General features: G+C 64.5%; 16 protein-coding genes. 15 read left to right on the top strand and 1 reads right to left on the bottom strand.

The genetic code is table 11. The features are described from left to right. Window positions 1-402: 402 nt before the first annotated feature. Window positions 403-1,260 (bottom strand): 2OG-Fe(II) oxygenase, encoded by an 858-nt coding sequence (locus XcyCFBP4188_RS20755; protein WP_104592789.1) that lies wholly within the window; start codon window positions 1,258-1,260, stop codon window positions 403-405. A gap of 187 nt (window positions 1,261-1,447) precedes the next feature. Here XcyCFBP4188_RS20755 and XcyCFBP4188_RS20750 point away from each other — a divergent pair, with 187 nt between their 5' ends. The 15 genes from XcyCFBP4188_RS20750 to XcyCFBP4188_RS20680 all read left to right on the top strand — a co-directional run bounded on the left by XcyCFBP4188_RS20750 (window position 1,448) and on the right by XcyCFBP4188_RS20680 (window position 20,096). Continuing rightward, complete coding sequence (locus XcyCFBP4188_RS20750; RefSeq protein WP_167393582.1) at window positions 1,448-2,926, top strand: hypothetical protein; 1,479 nt, start codon at window positions 1,448-1,450, stop codon at window positions 2,924-2,926. Between the two features lie 78 nt (window positions 2,927-3,004). Beyond that, window positions 3,005-5,668 carry a TonB-dependent receptor domain-containing protein gene (locus XcyCFBP4188_RS20745; protein WP_006451280.1) on the top strand — a complete coding sequence of 888 codons (2,664 nt, stop codon included), beginning with the start codon at window positions 3,005-3,007 and terminating at the stop codon, window positions 5,666-5,668. Window positions 5,669-5,827: 159 nt separating this feature from the next. Next, window positions 5,828-6,640, top strand: coding sequence for a type II secretion system protein N (locus tag XcyCFBP4188_RS20740; RefSeq protein ID WP_006451281.1), 813 nt, complete (start codon window positions 5,828-5,830; stop codon window positions 6,638-6,640). Next, window positions 6,637-8,727, top strand: a complete 2,091-nt coding sequence (gene gspD, locus XcyCFBP4188_RS20735) for a type II secretion system secretin GspD (RefSeq protein ID WP_043909419.1) — start codon at window positions 6,637-6,639, stop codon at window positions 8,725-8,727. Before XcyCFBP4188_RS20740 ends, gspD begins: the two co-directional genes overlap by 4 nt. 4 nt (window positions 8,728-8,731) lie before the next feature. After that, on the top strand, window positions 8,732-10,219 hold the full coding sequence (gene gspE, locus XcyCFBP4188_RS20730) for a type II secretion system ATPase GspE (RefSeq protein WP_104592787.1): 1,488 nt from the start codon (window positions 8,732-8,734) through the stop codon (window positions 10,217-10,219). Continuing rightward, a complete protein-coding gene (gene gspF / locus XcyCFBP4188_RS20725) occupies window positions 10,206-11,402 on the top strand; it encodes a type II secretion system inner membrane protein GspF (RefSeq protein WP_043909428.1) in 1,197 nt (398 codons plus the stop codon). Before gspE ends, gspF begins: the two co-directional genes overlap by 14 nt. A gap of 28 nt (window positions 11,403-11,430) precedes the next feature. Next, a complete protein-coding gene (gspG, locus tag XcyCFBP4188_RS20720; RefSeq protein ID WP_104592786.1) occupies window positions 11,431-11,895 on the top strand; it encodes a type II secretion system major pseudopilin GspG in 465 nt (154 codons plus the stop codon). 9 nt (window positions 11,896-11,904) lie between these two features. Further along, on the top strand, window positions 11,905-12,405 hold the full coding sequence (locus tag XcyCFBP4188_RS20715) for a GspH/FimT family pseudopilin (protein WP_006451286.1): 501 nt from the start codon (window positions 11,905-11,907) through the stop codon (window positions 12,403-12,405). Further along, entirely contained in the window at window positions 12,389-12,769 is a 381-nt protein-coding gene (gene gspI / locus XcyCFBP4188_RS20710; protein ID WP_006451287.1) for a type II secretion system minor pseudopilin GspI, read from the top strand. Before XcyCFBP4188_RS20715 ends, gspI begins: the two co-directional genes overlap by 17 nt. Then, complete coding sequence (gspJ, locus tag XcyCFBP4188_RS20705) at window positions 12,766-13,389, top strand: type II secretion system minor pseudopilin GspJ (protein ID WP_104592785.1); 624 nt, start codon at window positions 12,766-12,768, stop codon at window positions 13,387-13,389. The genes gspI and gspJ overlap by 4 nt, the downstream gene beginning before the upstream one ends. After that, window positions 13,386-14,378, top strand: coding sequence for a type II secretion system minor pseudopilin GspK (gene gspK / locus XcyCFBP4188_RS20700; protein WP_104592784.1), 993 nt, complete (start codon window positions 13,386-13,388; stop codon window positions 14,376-14,378). The genes gspJ and gspK overlap by 4 nt, the downstream gene beginning before the upstream one ends. After that, window positions 14,375-15,472, top strand: coding sequence for a type II secretion system protein GspL (gene gspL / locus XcyCFBP4188_RS20695; RefSeq protein ID WP_104592783.1), 1,098 nt, complete (start codon window positions 14,375-14,377; stop codon window positions 15,470-15,472). Before gspK ends, gspL begins: the two co-directional genes overlap by 4 nt. Then, on the top strand, window positions 15,469-15,945 hold the full coding sequence (locus tag XcyCFBP4188_RS20690; protein ID WP_104592782.1) for a type II secretion system protein M: 477 nt from the start codon (window positions 15,469-15,471) through the stop codon (window positions 15,943-15,945). The genes gspL and XcyCFBP4188_RS20690 overlap by 4 nt, the downstream gene beginning before the upstream one ends. A gap of 32 nt (window positions 15,946-15,977) precedes the next feature. After that, window positions 15,978-16,661 (top strand): type II secretion system protein N, encoded by a 684-nt coding sequence (gspN, locus tag XcyCFBP4188_RS20685; RefSeq protein WP_104592790.1) that lies wholly within the window; start codon window positions 15,978-15,980, stop codon window positions 16,659-16,661. Between the two features lie 726 nt (window positions 16,662-17,387). Continuing rightward, window positions 17,388-20,096 (top strand): TonB-dependent receptor, encoded by a 2,709-nt coding sequence (locus XcyCFBP4188_RS20680; protein WP_104592781.1) that lies wholly within the window; start codon window positions 17,388-17,390, stop codon window positions 20,094-20,096. Window positions 20,097-20,183: the final 87 nt, after the last annotated feature.

Genomic DNA, 20,183 nt, shown 5'->3' with positions numbered 1-20,183 from the left:
CTGGCGACCTGTCCCCTGTAGAGTTTGAACGGCGCTACGCGCAACGAGGGTCTTGAGTGTCTACGGAACCCTGGGCGTATCACACCAAGCTTTTGATCGCATCTAAATGGCGCTAAGACTCGAAATCTCGGTTGTCTTGAAACGCATGGAGAGTGCGGATAGATCAGTTACGGAGCGGTTGATCTGTGACTTCGCTGCAGGGCCCTTGCCCGCCCACCATCGCGGGACACGCCGCAAGTACGTCCGTGTAGGCTCTTACGCGGCATCCATGCCGCGTAAGGTCCCGCGCTGGTGAGCGGGCAAGGACCGGTCGAGATAGTCGGTGTGCATGTTTTTCAAGTAACCAGCAAACTGTCTGGTGCGGTGTCCCGCAAGCAGTTAGGGCATCGCGCGCTTGACTGACTAGGGCAAACGCACCGCGCGTTCGCGCAACCACTTGGTTGCGACCCACTTTTCGCCGGCCAGTACCGGTGCGCCTGCATGCAGGCTGCGCGTCATCGGATGCGGGCGGTCGTAGCTGAAAAATACTGCGTTGCCTTTGACGGCGGCCACGTCCAGATGTGCATCGGGAAAGCGCGTGGCGCCGCCGCGTTCGGGCGTGTTGAGATACATCACCAGCGATGCGAGGCGTTGACCGCCGGCCTGCAACAACACCGGTGTGCCGGCGGCGGTTGGGTCGAAATAGTCGTAGTGCGGCTGATATTCCGCGCCGGTGGCGTAGCGCAGGACCTGCAACCCTTCGCCGTGGTCTACCGGCCAATCGAGCAGGCGTGCGATGCGCGCTTCGATGCGTTGGCATAACGCGTCCTGGCCCAGTTGCAGACACATGCTGTCACTCGTGCGCGCGGCGTGCACGATCTGCGCGCCGTTGTCGTTGTCCACTGTGCGCGAACGTGCCAGGCGTGGTTGTGCCAGTGCGATCAAGGCATCGCATTCGGCATCGGACAGAAAATCACCCAGCACCACCACGCGCGGCAGCAGCAGGCTGACCAGTACACGCACCTGGCGGTCGCCCAACTCCAGCAGCGAGGCATCGTTGTCCTGCAACACCGTAGGCACGCGCACCGGTACCGGCAGGCTGTGTGTCACTGCGTGTTGCTGGATGTGCTCACGCAACAGCGCTTCGACCGCGTCGATGGCGTCCTGCTCGTTCCAGCCCTGATCCAGTAGCGGTTGTAGCGCTTGCTCGGGCGGTTGGCCGGCCATTGCCTGCGCAATGATCCAATCGCCCAGCGCGGCGGGAATAGTGGTCGATGTCATCGCCCTACAGTGCATGCCAACGTGTGGCAGATTTATGTCAAATGTGTCGCGGTAAGACAAATGCAACACATAGCCCCTATAAAAGTGACGGGGATCTTGAACGTGCTCGCCACTGCAGTGCGCGGAACGCCACCAATTCTTGACGACTCCTCTTCATACCGGACCTTTTGACCTGGAGATCAGCCGCATGGCCGTTCGCAACAGCAGCAAGACATTACTGATGACGTTTGGTACCGCACTGGCGCTGTCCGCCTGCGGTGGTGGTGCCGACCGCGTCGCTTCGCCTGGCGAGGGCGCGTTTCCGCCCGCACCGACACCCGCTCCTGCACCGACCCCGGCGCCCACGCCGGCACCGACGCCCGCACCGGCACCGACCGGCCCGGCTGCGGATTGCCCGACCGGTTTTTCCAACGTCGGCACCATCGCCAACAACACGCTGCGCGCCTGCCAGTTGCCGGACACCATCACCGGCAATCTGGTTGTACCGGCACGTGCAGGCACTGCGTATTCGATCAGTGGCCGCGTCAACGTGGGGACCGACCGCGGCGGCAATGCCATTGCACCGGCCGCCGGCAGCGCGCAGGGCATCTTGACGATCGAGCCGGGCACGACCTTGTACGGCTCGTCGGGTAGCGACTACATCGTGGTCAATCGCGGCTCGCAGATCTTTGCCGAAGGCAGCGCGACCGCACCGATCGTGTTCACCGCGCGTCAGGCGCTGGACGGCACCGTCACTGCCAATACCATCGGCCTGTGGGGCGGCATTGTGGTGTTGGGCCGCGCGGCCATCAACAACTGCCCGGGCACCACCGTGTCAGGTACGCCGGAATGTCAGGCGCAGGTCGAAGGCACCAACGCGTTTTATGGCGGCAACAGCGTCACCGACAACAGCGGTTCCATGCGCTATCTGCGCGTGATGTATTCGGGCTTCGAAATTTCGCCCAACAATGAGCTGCAGGGCATCACCCTGGCCGGTGTGGGTAACGGCACGCGTCTGGATTACGTGCAGATCCACAACAGCTCCGACGACGGCATCGAATGGTTCGGTGGTTCGGTCAACGGCAGCCACGTGGTGATCACCGGTGCCGACGACGATTCGCTGGACACCGATGCCGGTTGGAACGGCGCCTTGCAGTTCGGCATCGTGGTGCAGCGCGCCGGTGGCGGCGACCGCATGAACGAGTGGAGCAGCCTGCGTCGTCAGCCGTATTCGCGTCCGAAGGTGGCCAACTTCACCTACGTGGGCAATGCGCGCGCCGGTGCGGCGATCATGCTCAACCAGGGCACGCAGGCCGCGTTCTACAACTCGGTGTTCACGCGTCCGACCGGTGGCACCGGCGATGGCCTGGTGTGCTTCAACCTGGCCGATGCCGATACCCTGGGCACGTTCAACTCGGTGTTCTTCGCCTGCCCGACTGCCTTCGGCAGCGATGCGCGTGCGGCCACCCAGTTTGCGGCCGGTACCAACAACGTTGCCAACGGTGTGTCCACGTTGCAGAACACCTTCGTCAATGGCGCCAACGAAACCGCCGTGCCGGCGTTCCAGGGCTTGAACGGGGTGAGCAGCTTCTTCCAGCAGGTGAACTACATCGGTGGCGTACGTGATGCCAACGACACCTGGTGGCAGGGCTGGACCTGCGGTCTGACCGCCGATCGTCCCTGCTGAGGCATAGCGTCACGCGGCGACCCGATGGTCGCCGCGTGATGCGTCCAGCTTCATCTTTCAGTTGCCAGGGCTCCCACGATGCGAACCTCCGCTGTCGCCCGTCTTTCGCGGACGGGCCTGTCTCTTTCCATTTCCACCTTGTTGTTTTCCGGCGCTGCGCTGGCGCAATCGACCACGACCGAGGCCGATTCCAGCAGCGGCACCAGCAGCACTACCAGCACCACCAACAGCGCGCCCAAGCAACTCGACCAGGTCGTGGTGCGTGGCGAGTACATTCCCGAGCCGATGCTGCAGACCTCTGAGGTGGCGTCCTTCATCACCCGTGAGGACATGGAGCGTACCGGCGACAGCAGCGCAGCGGTGGCGCTGACGCGTGTCACCGGCCTGAGCCTGTCGCGCGGCAAATATGTGTATGTGCGCGGCCTGGGCGAGCGTTACTCCTCGGCGTTGTTCAATGGCTCGCCCTTGCCCAGCCCCGAGCCGATGCAGCGCGTGGTGCCGCTGGATCTGTTTCCCAGCGATGTGCTGGCCAGCGTGACCGTGCAAAAAACCTATTCGGCCGATTATCCGGGCGAATTCGGCGGCGGCGTGATCGATCTGCAATCGATGACGGTGCCGGATAAACCGTTTCTCTCGCTCACCGTGGGCGGCGGCGTCAACAGCGTCAGCACCGGCGAAAAAGGCCTGACCTATTACGGCTCCGGCGATGACGAGTGGGGCTATGACGATGGCACGCGCAAGCAGCCTGCCGCGTTGCGCGATGCGATCCAGAGCGGCCGGCGCGTCGACCTGGGCAGCTTCTCGCGCGAGGACATCCGCAGCATCGGCCGCAGCTTGAACAATGCCAACCTGTACGTGCTGCAGGAAAAGGACAGCATCGCCCCGGACGTCAATGTCGGCGGCAGCGCCGGCTACAGCATGGACGTGGGCGAGGCCAAGCTGGGCATCATTGCGGTGGCCAGCTACGACAACGAGTGGCGCACGCGTACCGGCAAGCAGCAGGACGGCATCTTTGTCGGCGACACGGTCGAGTTCAATTCCAACTACGACTTCGCCACCACCCGCAACAACGTGCGCACTAACGGCATGCTGGGCCTGGGTTGGGAATACGGCCGCCACACCATCGGCTGGACCACCTTGTATGTGCACGACGCCTTGAAGGTGGCGCGTAGCCGCGCCGGCCGCGATGAACTGGCCGGGTTCGATGTGCGCGACGACAACACCGAGTGGTACGAGCGCCAGCTGATCAACAACCAGTTGCGCGGTACGCATGCCTTCGGCGAATACGATGACCTGAAGATCGAATGGCGCGCAGCGGTGGCCAATGCCAGCCGCGATGTGCCCTACGAAACCGGCATTCGTTACGAGCTGCTGGATGGCTACTGGGCGCACGATGCCTCGCGCGTGCAGAACTACACCCGCTTCAGCAAGGTCGACGACAAGGTGGCCAGCGGTGGCGTGGATGTGACCTGGCGCCTGCCGATCGAGCACGACCTCACCGTCAAGGGGGGCTTGGCCTATCTGGACAACGACCGCACGGCGTGGAGCCGCGAATTCCGCTTCCTGGCGCTGGACGGCCCGCTGCCGTTCTACAACCAGTTCCAGCGCGTGGATTACCTGATCTCCGATTTCAACCTCAGCAACGATCTGCTGCGCCTGCGCGAAACCACCGGCAGCTTCGGTGCGGCCGCGTACGATGCGACCTTGAAGGTCAAGGCGGCGTATCTGCAGGCCGAGGGCGAGATCGTGCCGACCCTGCGCGCCACCGTCGGTGTGCGTTATGAAGACGCCACGCAGGCGGTGCATCCGTACGACATCTTCAGCGGCACGCGCCAGGACAGCGTGGCACCGTTGGAGAATAGCTACGCGCTGCCCTCGGCCACGGTGACCTGGAATTTTGCCGAAAACCAGCAGCTGCGCTTTGGTGCCTCCAAGACCATTGCACGGCCGCAGTTCCGCGAAATGGCACCGCAGCAGTATCTGGATCCGGATATCGACCGCCAGTTCTTCGGCAACCCGTTCCTGGTCGATAGCGAGCTGGTCAATCTGGATGCGCGCTACGAGTGGTTCTTCGAGCCGGGCCAGTACGTCACCGTCGGCGCGTTCTACAAGAGCATCGACAAGCCGATCGAAGCCATCGTCAACGATGCGCCCGGTGGCGGCATCGTGCAGAGCTTCATCAATGCGCCCAAAGCCACGCTTTATGGCGTTGAGCTGGAAGCCAAGAAGTATCTGGACCTGCCGATCGCGGGCGACTGGTGGGGCGACAATCGGTTATTTGTATCTGGCAACTACACGCGCACCAAGTCGGAAGTGAGTGCCAGCGATGGCGACACCGTGCAGCCGTTCGGCTTCACCGCGCCGGTGCAGGCGACCTTGTTCATCCGCGATGGCTCGGCTTTGCAGGGGCAGTCCGACGACATCGCCAATCTGCAGATCGGTGTGGAAAGCGAAAGCACCCACAGCCAAGCCACGTTGATCGCCAACTATGTCGGCGAGCGGGTGTCGGCGCGTGGTCGCCCGGGACAACCGGATTACATCGATAAGCCGGGCACCTCGCTGGATCTGGTGATCAAGAAGGGGCTGGTGTGGTCGGGCAATACGCTGTCGCTGAACTTTGCGGCACGCAATCTGCTCAAGACCAAGTATCAGGAATACCAGAGCCTGGGCAGCAACCGGGTGGACCTGTACGAGTACCAGCCTGGCGTGACGTATGACCTGAGTGTGACAGCGCGCTTCTGATCCAACGCGTACTGCTGTCAACGCAAACGCCCGCTGTGCATCGCATGGCGGGCGTTTTGCGTTTGATGGTGTGTCGCCGTGTGTCGGCATGTGTCATCGGTTTCTTCGAACTGACACATTGCTGCCGCATTCTGTCATCCGACCGCAATCCTGAGACGGATGTCCGCTTTGCAGCGCGCTTTGCCCTCCTTGAAACCCGTGATGACGCTGCGTGGTGTTCGCACTGCGGTGGCCTGCGTGCTGCTTGCGGTGTTGGCGCTGCAGTGCGCGCGCTTGCTGTGGGTGTTGATCACACCGATCGGGCCGCTGGGTACTGGCCAGGTCGCCACGGTAGCTGATGCGGATGTGCCCGCACTGCGCCGTGATGTGTTCTATCGCAGCGTGCCCGAGAGCAACAGCGACGGCATCGTGTTGCATGGGGTACGCGCAGGCGGTACGCAAGCGGCCGCGTTTTTGAGCAATGGCGATGGCAAGCAAGGCGCGTATCGCGTGGGCGATGCCGTGGTGCCTGGCGTGGTGGTGCACGCGATCGCGAGCGATCACGTGTTGCTGCGTGCAAGCAACGGCGTGCGGCGTCTGGCGTTGGTCGAATCCATGGCGTCGTCGAGCGCATCGCTTGCAGCGAACGCGACAACGTCGGCAAGCTCCGCACCTGCGGTGATGTCGAATGTCGGCACAGCGGCTGGCGCGGCTGCAGCCACGGCTGTCGACCCGCAACAACTGCTGACGACCGCCGGTTTGCGTGCAAGTACGGATGGCAGTGGCTTCACCGTGATGCCGCGCGGCGATGGCGCACTGCTGCGCCAGGCCGGCCTGGCACCGGGCGATGTGCTGACTCAAATCAATGGCCGCACGCTCGATGCCGAACACCTGCGCGAGCTGCAGGACGAACTGCGCGATGGCCAGGCGGCCACGCTGACCTACCGCCGCGACGGCCAGACCCACACCATGACCTTGAAGCGCCCGCAATGACTGCTGTTCGCCCTATATGGCTGCTTTCAGCCACGTTGTTGCTTGCACTGCCGGCGGTGCCGATGGTGTCGCTGCATGCCGCCGACGCGCCGGCCGTGCGTTTACAAGATGTTGACCTGCGCGCCTTCATCCAGGATGTGTCGCGTGCCACCGGCATTACCTTCATCGTGGACACGCGCGTGCAGGGCACCGTCAATGTGGCGCGTGCGCAGGCGATGTCGGAAGAGGATTTGCTTGGCATGCTGCTGGCGGTGTTGCGTGCCAATGGATTGATCGCGGTGTCCAGTGGTCCTTCGACCTATCGCATCATTCCCGACGACACCGCAGCGCAACAGCCCGGCAGCGCAGCCAACGGCAACCTGGGCTTTGCCACGCAGGTGTTCACCCTGCAGCGCGTGGATGCACGCAGCGCCGCAGAGATTCTCAAGCCCTTGATCGGGCGCGGCGGGGTGATCATGGCGATGCCGCAAGGCAATAGCCTGCTGATTGCCGACTACGCCGACAATCTGCGCCGCGTGCGCGGCCTGGTCGCGCAGATCGACACCGACCGCGCGGCGATCGACACGGTGACCTTGCGCAATAGCTCGGCGCAGGAACTGGCACGCACGCTGACCTCGCTGTTCGGGCAGGCGGGCGAGCGCAGCAATGTGCTGTCGGTGTTGCCGGTGGAAAGCAGCAATTCGCTGATCGTGCGTGGCGATCCGGCGCTGGTGCAGCGCGTGGTGCGCACCGCGGTGGATCTGGACGGGCGCGCAGAGCGCCGCGGCGATGTCAGCGTGGTGCGTCTGCAACACGCCAGTGCCGAACAATTGCTGCCGGTGTTGCAGCAGCTGGTCGGGCAGGCGCCCGGTAACGACGCGCAGCCTGGTCAGGATGCGCGCCCGACTGCCGTGGATGTGGCAGCCGCTGCCGGTGGTGCGCAGACGCAGGTGATTGCACCGGCTGCCGGCAAGCGCCCGGTGATCGTGCGCTACCCAGGCTCCAATGCCTTGATCATCAACGCCGACCCGGAAACCCAGCGCGCCTTGATGGATGTGATCCGACAACTGGACGTGCATCGCGAGCAGGTCCTGGTCGAAGCGATCGTGGTGGAGATCTCCGACACCGCCGCCAAGCGCCTGGGCGTGCAGCTGTTGCTGGCCGGCCGCAATGGCACGGTGCCGTTGATCGCCACGCAATACAGCGGTGCATCGCCGGGCATCGTGCCGCTGGCCGCTGCGGCTGCCGGCACGCGCAGCAATAACGGCGAAGAAGATTCGGTGCTGGAGCAGGCGCGCAATGTGGCCGCGCAATCGTTGCTGGGGTTGAGCGGCGGCTTGATCGGCCTGGCCGGGCAAAGCAATGATGCGGTGTTCGGCATGATCATCGATGCGGTCAAGAGCGACACTGGCTCCAACCTGCTGTCCACGCCGTCGATCATGACGCTGGACAACGAGCAGGCGCGGATTCTGGTGGGCCAGGAAGTGCCGATCACCACCGGCGAAGTGCTGGGCACCGCCAACGTCAATCCGTTCCGCACCATCCAGCGCCAGGATGTGGGCGTGCAGCTGGAAGTGCGCCCGCAGATCAATACCGCGGGCGGCATCACGCTGGCGATCAAGCAGGAGGTCTCGGCGATTGCCGGACCGGTCAGCGCGCAGTCCTCGGAGCTGGTGTTCAACAAGCGCCAGATCGAAACCCGCGTGGTGGTGGAAAACGGCGCCATCGTCGCGCTGGGTGGACTGCTCGATCAGAACGACCGCCAGACGGTGGAGAAGGTGCCGCTGCTAGGCGATGTGCCCGGTCTGGGCGCGCTGTTCCGGCATAAATCGCGCAATCGCGACAAGACAAATCTGATGGTGTTCATTCGCCCGACCATCATCCGCGATGCGGCCGATGCGCAGCGCATGACCGCGCCGCGCTACAACTATCTGCGCGACCGCCAGTTGGCCGACGGCGACCCGGAAGCCGCGCTCGATGCATTGGTGCGCGACTATCTGCGTGCACAGCCGCCGCAGTTGCCGGCCGGGCCATCGTCGGTGGCACCGGCACCGGCACCGGCACCGGCCGTCACGCCTGCGCCCGGCGCACGCCCCTTGCAGCGCTGATGCCATGAGCACCGCACGCGCCAGCATTTCCTACGCGTTCGCAAAGCGCCACGGCGTGGTGCTGCTCGGCAGCGACAGCGACGCGCAGATCGGCCTGCGCGAAGGCGGCGATGTGCAGGCCTTGATCGAGCTGCGGCGTGCGCTCGGTGTGCCATTGCAGGTACGTACCTTGGCGCCATCGGTGTTCGACCGGCATGTGTCGGAGATCTACGCCGATGCCGGCATGGAGCAGGGCGTGCAGGTGGAAGCGCTGGATCGGCACGGCAGCCTGGATTCGTTGATCGACGATATCCCCACCGCCGATCTGCTCGACAGCCAGGACGATGCGCCGATTATCCGCCTGATCAACGGCATCATCGCCGAGGCTGCGCGCCTGGGCGCCTCGGACGTGCATCTGGAATCCTACGAATCGCGCTTGCGTGTGCGCTTGCGTGTGGATGGCGTGATGCGCGAAGCAGCCACCTTGCCCGGGCGCATCGCCCCGCTGCTGGTGTCGCGCGTCAAGGTGATGGCACGGCTGGATATCGCCGAAAAACGCATTCCGCAAGATGGTCGCGTCTCGTTAGTGATGGGCGCCAAAGCGTTGGACGTGCGCGTGTCCACCTTGCCGACGCGCAGCAGCGAGCGCGTGGTGCTCCGAATTCTGGACAAGGAGCAGGGCACGCTGTCGTTGGCACAGTTGGGCATGCCGCCGGCGGTGATGCACACCGTGCAGCGCGCCTTGCAGGTGCCCAACGGCATCGTGCTGGTCACTGGCCCGACCGGTTCGGGCAAGACCACCACGCTGTATGCGGCGCTGAGCCTGCTCAACGATGGTTCGCGCAATATCCTCACGGTGGAGGACCCGGTGGAATACGCCATCGACGGCGTCGGCCAGACCCAGGTCAACGCGCGTGTCGGCATGACGTTTGCGGCTGGCTTGCGCGCAATCCTGCGGCAGGACCCGGACGTGGTGATGATCGGCGAGATCCGCGATACCGAGACCGCGCAGATTGCCGTGCAGGCCAGTTTGACTGGCCACCTGGTGCTGTCCACCGTGCACACCAACGATGCGGTGGGTGCGGTCACGCGGCTGCGCGACATGGGCATCGAACCATTTTTGCTCGCATCGAGCCTGCGGCTGATTCTGGCGCAGCGGTTGGTGCGGCGCCTGTGCACGCAGTGCCGCGCACCGCGCCCGCTGGATGCCGGCACGCGCCAGCTGTTGGATGCCACGGACGCGGCAACGATCTACAGCGCGGTGGGTTGCCCGGTCTGCCATCACAGCGGTTATGCCGGGCGCGTGGGCATCTACGAAGCCATCGCGGTGGACGATGCAATGCGGCGCCTGATCGGCGACAACGCCGATGAAGATGCGTTGGCGGCGGTGGCCTTCGCACGCGCACCGCGCCTGGGCGATGCCGCGCGCGCGGCGGTGCTGCAAGGTCTCACCACGCTGGAAGAATCGCTGCGCGTCACCCGCCAGCAGGACGATGCGCATGCCACGGTTTGATTACACCGTGCTCGATCTACACGGGCACAGCCGCCAGGGTGTGATCACTGCCGACAACGCACAGAGCGCGCGTGCGCAACTGGAACAGCGGCAGTGGATACCGGTGCGCGTGGAGGCTGCGGTGGCGACCAGCAGCGTGCGTCCGGCGCGTTTCAGCGGCAAGGACCTGGTGTTGTTCACCCGCCAGCTGGCCACGCTGGTGGAGACCGCGCCGCTGGAAGAAGCGCTGCGCACCATCGGCACCCAGTCCGAACGCCGCGGTGTGCGCCGGGTCACCAGCCAGACGCACGGGCTGGTGGTCGAAGGCTTTCGTCTGTCCGATGCGATGACGCGCCAGGGCAACGCGTTTCCGCCGCTGTATCGCGCGATGGTGGCCGCAGGCGAAAGCGCCGGTGCGTTGCCGCAGGTGCTGGAGCGGTTGGCGGATCTGTTGGAGCGGCAGGCGCAGGTGCGCAGCAAGCTGCAGTCTGCATTGGTCTATCCGGCGGCGTTGGCCTTGACCGCCGGTGCGGTGGTGATCGTGCTGATGACCTTCGTGGTGCCCAAGGTGGTGGATCAATTCGATTCGATGGGGCGTGCGTTGCCGTTGCTGACGCGCATGGTGATTGGCGTGTCGAACTTTCTGTTGCATGCAGGCATTCCGTTGCTGATTGCGTTGGTCATTGCGGTGATCGCGGCGCTGCGGCTGCTCAAGCGCCCGGAGCTGCGCCTGGCGGCCGACCGCGCGGTGCTGCGTGCGCCCTTGCTTGGCCGGTTAATCCGCGATCTGCACGCCGCACGCATGGCGCGCACCCTGGCCATCATGGTCAACAGCGGGCTGCCGTTGATGGAAGGCTTGATGATCGCCGCGCGCACCGTCGACAACCGCGCATTGCGGCTGGCCACCGACAACATGGTCACCGCGATTCGTGAGGGCGGCAGCTTGGCCGCGGCGATGAAGCGGGCCGGGGTATTTCCACCGACGCTGTTGTACATGGCCTCCAGCGGCGAAAACAGCGGGCGCCTGGCGCCGATGCTGGAACGCGCCGCCGATTATCTGGAGCGCGAATTCGAGTCGTTCACCACCGCGGCGATGAGCCTGCTGGAGCCGGCCATCATCGTGCTGCTCGGCGGCGTGGTGGCGGTGATCGTGCTGTCGATCCTGCTGCCCATCCTGCAATTCAACACCCTCGCGCTTGGTTGAGCGCGGCCGCCTATCCTTGGAGATCCTCATGCAGTCCATCCATCCTCGCGTACGCATCGGCTCGCTCACATCGTGCGGACGCATGCGCGGCTTCACTCTGGTCGAGTTGATGGTGGTGATCGTCATCATCGGCCTGCTCGCCACGGTGGTGATGATCAACGTGATGCCCAGCCAGGACCGCGCGATGGTCGAGAAAGCGCGTGCCGACGTGGCGGTGCTGGAGCAGGCGCTGGAAACCTATCGGCTGGACAACCTCGGCTACCCGAGTACCGAACAGGGCTTGCAGGCCCTGCTCAACGCGCCGAGCGGATTGACCCGGCCGGAGCGGTATCGCCAGGGTGGCTATATCCGCCGCCTGCCGGAAGATCCGTGGGGCCATGCGTATCAGTACCGTCGCCCGGGCCGCAGTGGCGGCTTCGATGTGTACTCGTTCGGCGCCGATGGCGTGGAAGGCGGCGACGCCGACAATGCCGATATCGGCAACTGGCGCTGAGTTGCCGAAATGTCTGGGCAACCGACCATCGTTAAGCACGTGCCCGCGCGCGCGCCGCGCGCGGGCGCGCGTGGCTTCACTTTGCTCGAACTGCTTGCGGTGCTGGTGATCACCGCACTCGCCAGCACCTTGGTGGTGATGACCTTGCCCGATACACGGCGCGATCTGCACGACCAGGCCGATGCGTTGGCCAGCGCCCTGCTGCACGCACGCGACGAGGCGATCCTGAGCCTGCGCATGGTCGAGGTGACTGTCGATGCGGGTGGATATGCATTCCGACGTCAGGCGCAGCAGCGTTGGGTGCCACTGGATGAAAAACCTTTCGCCGCACTGCGTTGGCCAGCTGGCGTGCAGACCGCATTGCCGGTTGGCGGCACGCAAGTGAGCGTGCGTTTCGATCCTACCGGCGCGGCCACGCCGCAACGCATCGCGTTGGCCCAAGGCCAACGACAGGTGCAGGTCTTGGTGGATGCAGCCGGCGTGGTGCGGGTCGATGCGCCACAACGCTAATCGCCATGACAACGCTGGATTTTCGCTGCTCGAACTGATGGTCGCGCTGGCGATCTTCGGCATGGCCGTGGTTGGATTGCTGAATTTGTCCGGCGAAAGCACGCGCACTGCGGTGGTGTTGGAAGAGCGTGCGTTGGCTGCGGTGGTTGCAGAGAATCAGGCAATCGAAGCGATGCTCGCGCCCACGGCCGCAGCGCTGGCACCGGCGAATGGGCAAGAGACCTTGGGTGGCCGCAGGTGGGACTGGCAGCGAAAGTCGATGCCGGCCGGCGGCGCAGGCATTGTGCGGATCCAGGTGCAGGTGCGGGCCGCAGCGCAGACGCAGGAAATCGCCAGCCTCAGCGTCTTGCGGAGCGCCGAATGATCCGCGCACGTCGTGCCGCACTGTGCACCCGTGCCAGTGCCGGCTTCACCTTGATCGAGCTGCTGGTCGCACTGGCGGTGTTCGCACTGGTGGCCGTCGCGGCAGTGGTGGTGATGCGGCAGAGCATCGATCAGCGCGATGCGGTACGTGCGCGCCTGCAGCAGATTCGCGAGTTTCAACTTGCGCATGGTCTGCTGCGTAGCGATCTGCAACAGGCCGCTGTGCGGCGCACGCGCAACAGCGAGGGCGGTGCTGCACGCACCGCGTTCGTCGCAAGCCCGCCCGGTGCGCCCGGGCCCTTGTTCGGTTTTGTGCGGCGCGGTTGGAGCAATCCGGATCAGGCGCCGCGTGCGTCGTTGCAATACGTGGAATACCGCGTGGTCGATGGACGCCTGGAGCGCAGTGCACGCCCCGCACTCGATGGTGCAGTTGCCGGCACGCCGCAGGTGGTGCTGCGCGGTGTGCGCTCGGCGGTGGTGGGGTTTCACTATCGCGCGCAATGGAGCGATGGCTGGAGCGGCGGGCTCGAAGCATTGCCGGATGCGATCTCGCTGGAGCTGGACCTGGAACAATGGGGCCGCGTACGCCAGCTGTTCCTGCTGCCGGAGGGGCGCGGATGAAGGCCTTGAACGCAGGGACGCAGCAACGCGGCGTCGCCCTGCTGACGGTGTTGTTGCTGGTCGCAGTGATGACGCTGCTGATGGTGGCGGTGCTGGACGATCTGCGCTTCGGTCTGCGTCGTAGCGGCAATGGCGAGGCGATGACGCAGGCGCAGTGGTACGCGCTGGGCACCGAAACCATTGCGCGGCAACGTCTGCAGGCATTGGCCATGCGCGACCCGATGCGCACCACGCTGGAGGGCGGCTGGAACGATCAACCGATCACCTTCCCGCTGGACGACGGCGCGGTGAGCGTGCGTCTGCGCGACCGCGGCGGCTGCTTCAATCTCAACAGTGTGGTCGCCGGCGCTCCCGAGCAATGGCAACGCAACGACGACGGTGTACGCCAATACATCGCGTTGCTGCAGGTACTCGGCATCGCGCCGCAACAGGCGCAGGCCTTGAGCGATGCGCTGGTGGACTGGATCGACAGCGACAGCCAGCCCGGTGCGCAGGGCGCCGAAGACGATCGCTACCTGCAACTGGCAGTGCCGTTGCGCACAGGGGCGACCTTGCTGTCGGGCATCAGCGAGCTGCGCGCCATCGCCGGCTATACGCCGCAGGTGATCGCGCAATTACGGCCGTATCTGTGTGCATTGCCGGAGGGGCACCTGTCGCCGATCAATATCAATACGCTCAGCCTGGAAGATGCGCCGGTGTTGGTGGCGCTCACCGAAGGCGCGTTGGAGCTGCCAGCTGCGCGACGCGTCATTGCCGCGCGGCCGGCCGGAGGATGGCGCGACGCCAAGACGTTCCTGAGCCAGCCTGCGCTGATACAGGCCGAGCCTTCCAACGCCGTATTGGAACAATTCGCACTACGCACCAGCTATTTCTCCCTCTACAGCCAGGTCGACCATGCCGGCGCGCAGGTCATGCTGGATGCCTTGTTGCAGCAAGATCCTGCGGGGCGTGTGCGGCTGGTGGCACGCCAATGGAGTTCCGACGAATGAGTACCACCGTGCTGTTGCTGACCACCGATGCCACTGCGCAAGCCATCGCCGTGCGTGTGGATGCGCATGGCCAGGTGCTGTCGCAATGCGCAGCCAGCGCGCCGTTTGAAGCGTCTGCACGCTGCGTGCTGGTGGTGCCGGGCGTGGACGTGCAGTTGCGCTGGCTGACATTGCCTGGCCGCAGCACCGCGCAATCGATAGCCGCCGCACGCCTGCAGCTGGCCGAGCATCTGGCCGTGGAGACGCAGACCTTGCATGTGGTGATCGCCGAGACTGCCGAAGCCGATGGCACGCGCCTGGTGGCTGCGGTGGAGAGCGCGGTGATGCAGCAGTGGTTGGCGCGCGCAGCGCAGCTAGGCGTCACCCCCGATGCCGTGGTGCCCGATTGCCTGCTGCTGGAGCCCGGTGCCGACGGTGCCGACGGTGCGGCGGCAGTGATGGACTGGGATGGCCGTTGGCTGATCCGTGCCGCAGGCCTGGCCTGCAGCCTGGAGCCCGAGGCTGCACGCATGCTGCTGGGCGAGCGCGCACCGCTACAGCCACCAACGCCTGATCCTGCGCTGGCGATCGCCTGCTTTGCGCGATGCGCCACACGCACACCGATCAATCTGCGTCAGCACGCATTCGCCGCAAAGCCGGCCACCTTGCGGATGGTCACGCCACGTCGTCTTGCGGCATTGGCCGCGCTGGTGTTGCTGTCGCCACTACTTCTGTTGCTGGCGCAGACGCTGCGCTACGAGATCGGTGCGCGCATGCTGCAGTCACGCGCCGCCGCGCAGTTGGGCGTGCACAACGCAGCGGCGGTGCCGGCAGCGCTGCAGGCTCGTCGGCACGCGGGCGCAGCGGTCGATACCCTGGCGCTGCAGCTCGGCAGCTTGTTCGCCGCGGTCGATGCGATTCCCGCTGCCGAGCTGGATCAGCTCGACTATCAGTCGGCACAGCCGTTGCGGGCCACACTGCTGCATACCGATGCCGCCAGCGTGCAGCAACTTTCCGCGCGGCTGGCAGAGGCAGGATGGAAAGTGCAACCAGGCACCAGCCAGAGCGAGGACGATCGCCTGTGCACGCCATTCGTGCTGGAGCCAGTGCAATGAGTGCAGGTCTGCAACGCGGGATGCAGTGGTGGCAGACGCGTGCGCCGCGCGAGCGGGTGATGCTGGGCGTGATGTGCGCCGCAGTGGCCGCGTTCGTCGGTTGGTATGCGCTTTACCTGCCACTGCGGCACTGGCGTGTACAGGCGCAGGCGCGTTACGCAGATGCGGCGCAGATGGTGCTGGATGCATCCGCGCAGACGTCGGCAACCAAGCGTCCCACAGCAGCGGGCACAGCTGGGTTGGCCGAGATCATCGCAAGCAGTGCACGCGATGCCGGTGTCGGCATCACCTCGCAACAGCGCAGCGCCGCGGGCGGTGTGGACGTGAAGATCGATGCGGTGAGCGCCACCACCTTGTTCGCCTGGCTGGAACGGCTGCGGCAAGCGCATGGCCTGGCACCGACGCAGCTGAGCATCGTGCGCGACCAGGGCCAACTGCGGGTACGCTGCGGGTTTGCGGAGCCCGCACCGTGACGCGCACGCGTTGGATTTTGGTATTTGCACTGATGCTGTTGGTCGCGCTGCTGGCATGGCTGCCACTGCGCCTGGTGTTGCCACGCGAGGGGCTGCCGTTTTCGGTGCTGGACGTGGAAGGGCCGGTGTGGGCCGGCACGTTGCGGCAGGTGCAATGGCAAGGCATCGCATTCGGCGATGTCGCGGTGCGGCCACGCGTCTGGCCGTTGTTGCGTGGCGAGCGCCAGGTGCACCTGCAGGCCACGCAGCTGCAACTGCTGCTGGTGGATGGCACGCAACACGGCATTCGCGATGCGCAGGGGCAGTTGTTGGTACGCCAGCCTGCGGGGATGACCTTGATCGATCTGGCATTGGAAGTGCAGCAGGTCGATCTGCTGTTCGATGCCACCCGCTGCGTGCACGCACGCGGGCGGGTCAGCCTGCAACTGCTGCCGAGTGGGGCGGGCGAGCTGCCGGGTTTGCCGCCGCTACGGTTATCCGGGCAACCGGTGTGCGTGGACGACACCGCAGTGCTGACACTGCTGCCGGACGCCGCGCTGCCTGCAGGCGTGCAGGCAAACGCGCAGCTGCAACTATGGCGCGACGGACGCTGGCAGCTGCAGTCACGCGTCGATCCCGGTCAGGACGCGGTGCTGGGCGTGGGCCTGCAACTGCTGGGCTTTACCGCCACGCCGGAGCGCACGTTGTTGCGCATCGATCAGGGGCAGTTGCGCTGAGCGCTGCTTTGCGGGCTGCGCGCCAGGTGGGCTGTCTTCTGCACCATTAGCGTGCATGCGTGATGGCCTGTGGCTTCGTCCAGGCCGACTTGACGCCGCGCACAGCTAGCCTGCTGACAACGTTGTCGGCGTAGCGCCGCCTGTAGTCATTGCTGCAGTCAGCTGGTTGCGTTGGTGAGATATCGACACCGCTTTCGACACGCAGGAACGCCTGAATATGGACTGTGACGCAGCTTCCAGCGAATGCGGTGCGTCTGACACATTTCGCCTGGAACAAAATTGGTCTGGTAATGGCGAATTGGTCATTGACTGGTCCTGTGACAACGATACCCGGGATGCACCCGAATGATCCTGAGCGCACCCATAAAAACCCTTGGTTAAAGGATGTGGCTCCAGTCGCGAGGAGCGATCAAACACTTTCGATAGTGACTGTTGACAGAATCTTTTAAAGACCATAAGAATCAAATCCACTGAATTGGTATTTGCCAGTCAGGGCCGTTGATCAGCAATGGCACGCGATGTCCGTCCTGGGAGGGAGGCGGCATCGGCACCCACGGGGGGCCGTACGGGGTGTGTCTCAAACAACAGATCGCAGGCGGTTCCGGATGTCCGGGACTGGGGGCCTGTGCGCGTGTGGGTGGGTTGCCCAACGCCGGGATCTGTCATCGCTGATCGATCGGAATGCCAGTCGCGTCGTCGTCCAGCCATTCCACCTCAGGATCTCCCATGTCACCTGTCTCGCGTGCCTCGTTGCGTTGTTGTTCGCCTTCCTCGCTGTCCATCGCCATCGCGCTGTCGCTGCTTGCCTGCGGCGCCACCGCGCAGGCGCAGGAATCGCCGCCTGCAGACCCTGCGCAGATTTCCCAGCTCGATACGGTCAAGGTCACCAGCTCGTACCAGAAGAGCCTGATCACCGCGATGGACAACAAGCGCGACGACGTGCGCATGACCGATGGCATCTCGGCGCAGGACATCGGCAAGTTTCCCGCCGAAAACATCGCCGAGGCGATCCAGCGCATTCCCGGCGTGCAGATTTCCACCATCAACGGGCGCGGTTCCACCATCAGCGTGCGTGGCCTGGGGCCGCAGTATTCGGCCACCACCATCAACGGCCAGGTGATCAAGAGCGCCGACTTCACCGATGGCTTCCGCTACGACATCATCCAGCCGGAAGTGGCCGCCGGGATCGAGGTGATCAAGTCGCCGTCGGCCGATATGGATGCCGGTGGGTTGTCCGGCACGGTCAACATCAACACCACCAAACCGCTGGACTACAAGCAGACCAAGCTGCTGTTTTCGGCCAAGGCGCAATACGCCGAATTTGCCGGCGGTGCGCCCACGCCCAAGGGCGTGCTGACCTATATCGACCAGTTCAAATTCGGCGGTGGCGATCTGGGCGTGTTCCTCAGCGCCGGTTATCAGAAGCTCAAGGATCGCGCCGATTATCTGTGGATCGACCGCTGGTATACGCAGCAAACCGACGCCGGCACCCTGTACATTCCGCGGCGCCCGCGCTACCGCTCGATCGAGCGCGAAACCACCCGCAAGATGTTCAACGGCGGGCTGCAGTGGAAGCCCAGCGATCAGCTGGAAATGAACCTCACCGCGCTGTATTCGCAGGACAAGACCGCCAACGACATGAACCAGTTGGTGTACTCGTTCGAGCGCAGCCCGCTGACCGTGCTGCAGACCAACGGGCTCACTGCCACGCAGGTGTCGGCGTCGGACTACTGGCTGGAAAACAACCGCCAGATCGAACAGCACGATCTGTCCACGCGGCTGCTGACCTACGACTTCAAGTGGAAGGGCGATGCCTGGACCTTGAGTGGCGCGGCCAATTACACCGAAGGCAAGACCGACGAAAACGAGCGCGCGGCGATCCTGGGCCGCAAGCCGACCTCGACGCTGCTGGATACCTCGAACCGGGATGCGATTTCGCTGATCACCGATGCCGACGCCACCGATGCCAGCGCCTGGGACAAGGCCAATCTGGTGCGTAGCGAATATCCCAATGGCGGCATCCAGTCGCTCAGCAACAAGGAATGGTCGTTGCAACTGGATGCCGAGCGTTATCTGGACATGGGCGCGTTGAACGCGGTGCGCTTCGGTGCCAAATACCGCCGCGAAACCTTCGACCGCGATGTGCGCAGGCGCGATTTTCTGTATCTGCTCAGGACCGGTGCCGTCTCGGGCTTCGACATGTTCCCGGAACTGTCGGCCGCCAACAGCACGGTGAGCAACTTCCTCGACGGACAGCTCGCCGCGCAGGACAGCTGGGTCACCCCGGACATCGCGGCCTACGCGCGCTCGCTGGCAGCTGCCGGCATCACCGTGCCGGTGCTGTTCGCCCCGCAAAGCAGCTACAGCATCGAGAACGACATTTCATCGGCCTATGCGATGGCGCGCATCGATACCGACATCGGCAGCATGCGTCTGCGCGGCAACGTCGGCATACGGTATGAAAACACCAAACGCACCACCGACACCTACCTCACCCAGGCGCAGGCAGCCAGCGACGACGCCAACGTGGTGATCGGCACCGCGCGTGCGCCGTACGACTATTCCAATTGGTTGCCCAGCCTGAATCTGGTGCTGGACATGCGCGAGGACCTGCTGCTGCGCTTTGCCGCCGCCAAGGTGCTGGTGCGGCCGATCCTGGACAGCAACACCGCCATCGCTTCGACCATTTCCACCGGCACCAATACCGGCGGCACGACCACGTTCATCGTCACCCAGGGCCAGACCGATCTGAAGGCGCTGACCGCCGACCAGGCCGACCTGAGCCTGGAGTGGTATTACGGCAACGGTGGCGCGCTGACCGTTGCCGGCTTCTGGAAGAACATCAAAAACGGCACCTTCAACAGCATCGTCTGCCCGGGCGCTTTCAACGGCACCGCACTGTCCAGCAATGCGGCCGGCGACTGCGTGGACGGCGGCGGCAACATCTACGAGATCACCGCCACCACCAACGATCCGAGCAAGGTCAAGATCCGCGGTTACGAGCTGGGTTGGACGCAGTCGCTGGATGCGTGGTTGCCGATCGATGGCTTCGGTGTGACCTCCAACTTCACCCGGGTGATTCCGCAGCGCGATACGGCATTCCAGATCCGCAATCTGTCCGAGCAGACCTGGAACGCCACCGCATACTGGGAAAGCCAGCATTATTCGGCACGCGTCTCGCTCAACCATCGCAGCGAATACGAGCAGGACAGCAGCGACAGCTTCTTCGCGCGCGAAGGCCACACCATGAAGGCGCGCACGCAGCTGGATGCGGTGCTCGGGTATCAGGTCAGCGACAAGCTCAGCTTCCAGCTGGGTGGTTTGAACCTCACCAACCGCACCGAAGAGGCCTACAAGGACATCACCAGCCGTTGGCAGATGACTGGCGTCACCGGTCGCAGCTACTACCTGTCGATGCAGTGGGACATGCTTTGATGGCGGGGGAGGGAGCGCAGCGCCAGTGTGCACGGCTGCGTGCTACAGCACGCATTGAATGCAATGCTGCAGCTGTTGTGGAAGCGC

Source organism: Xanthomonas hortorum pv. cynarae (assembly GCF_002939985.1).
Lineage (GTDB): Bacteria > Pseudomonadota > Gammaproteobacteria > Xanthomonadales > Xanthomonadaceae > Xanthomonas > Xanthomonas hortorum_D.
The sequence above is the reverse complement of the archived record's forward strand: the minus strand, read 5'-3'. Positions and strand labels throughout refer to the sequence as shown.

What these genes read in the sequence shown, in the direction of transcription:
- XcyCFBP4188_RS20755 (WP_104592789.1), bottom strand. Translation starts at nt 1,260, where the DNA reads ATGACATCGACCACTATTCCCGCCGCGCTGGGCGATTGGATCATTGCG.
- XcyCFBP4188_RS20750 (WP_167393582.1), top strand. Translation starts at nt 1,448, where the DNA reads ATGGCCGTTCGCAACAGCAGCAAGACATTACTGATGACGTTTGGTACC.
- XcyCFBP4188_RS20745 (WP_006451280.1), top strand. Translation starts at nt 3,005, where the DNA reads ATGCGAACCTCCGCTGTCGCCCGTCTTTCGCGGACGGGCCTGTCTCTT.
- XcyCFBP4188_RS20740 (WP_006451281.1), top strand. Translation starts at nt 5,828, where the DNA reads ATGTCCGCTTTGCAGCGCGCTTTGCCCTCCTTGAAACCCGTGATGACG.
- gspD (WP_043909419.1), top strand. Translation starts at nt 6,637, where the DNA reads ATGACTGCTGTTCGCCCTATATGGCTGCTTTCAGCCACGTTGTTGCTT.
- gspE (WP_104592787.1), top strand. Translation starts at nt 8,732, where the DNA reads ATGAGCACCGCACGCGCCAGCATTTCCTACGCGTTCGCAAAGCGCCAC.
- gspF (WP_043909428.1), top strand. Translation starts at nt 10,206, where the DNA reads ATGCCACGGTTTGATTACACCGTGCTCGATCTACACGGGCACAGCCGC.
- gspG (WP_104592786.1), top strand. Translation starts at nt 11,431, where the DNA reads ATGCAGTCCATCCATCCTCGCGTACGCATCGGCTCGCTCACATCGTGC.
- XcyCFBP4188_RS20715 (WP_006451286.1), top strand. Translation starts at nt 11,905, where the DNA reads ATGTCTGGGCAACCGACCATCGTTAAGCACGTGCCCGCGCGCGCGCCG.
- gspI (WP_006451287.1), top strand. Translation starts at nt 12,389, where the DNA reads ATGCGCCACAACGCTAATCGCCATGACAACGCTGGATTTTCGCTGCTC.
- gspJ (WP_104592785.1), top strand. Translation starts at nt 12,766, where the DNA reads ATGATCCGCGCACGTCGTGCCGCACTGTGCACCCGTGCCAGTGCCGGC.
- gspK (WP_104592784.1), top strand. Translation starts at nt 13,386, where the DNA reads ATGAAGGCCTTGAACGCAGGGACGCAGCAACGCGGCGTCGCCCTGCTG.
- gspL (WP_104592783.1), top strand. Translation starts at nt 14,375, where the DNA reads ATGAGTACCACCGTGCTGTTGCTGACCACCGATGCCACTGCGCAAGCC.
- XcyCFBP4188_RS20690 (WP_104592782.1), top strand. Translation starts at nt 15,469, where the DNA reads ATGAGTGCAGGTCTGCAACGCGGGATGCAGTGGTGGCAGACGCGTGCG.
- gspN (WP_104592790.1), top strand. Translation starts at nt 15,978, where the DNA reads ATGCTGTTGGTCGCGCTGCTGGCATGGCTGCCACTGCGCCTGGTGTTG.
- XcyCFBP4188_RS20680 (WP_104592781.1), top strand. Translation starts at nt 17,388, where the DNA reads ATGTCACCTGTCTCGCGTGCCTCGTTGCGTTGTTGTTCGCCTTCCTCG.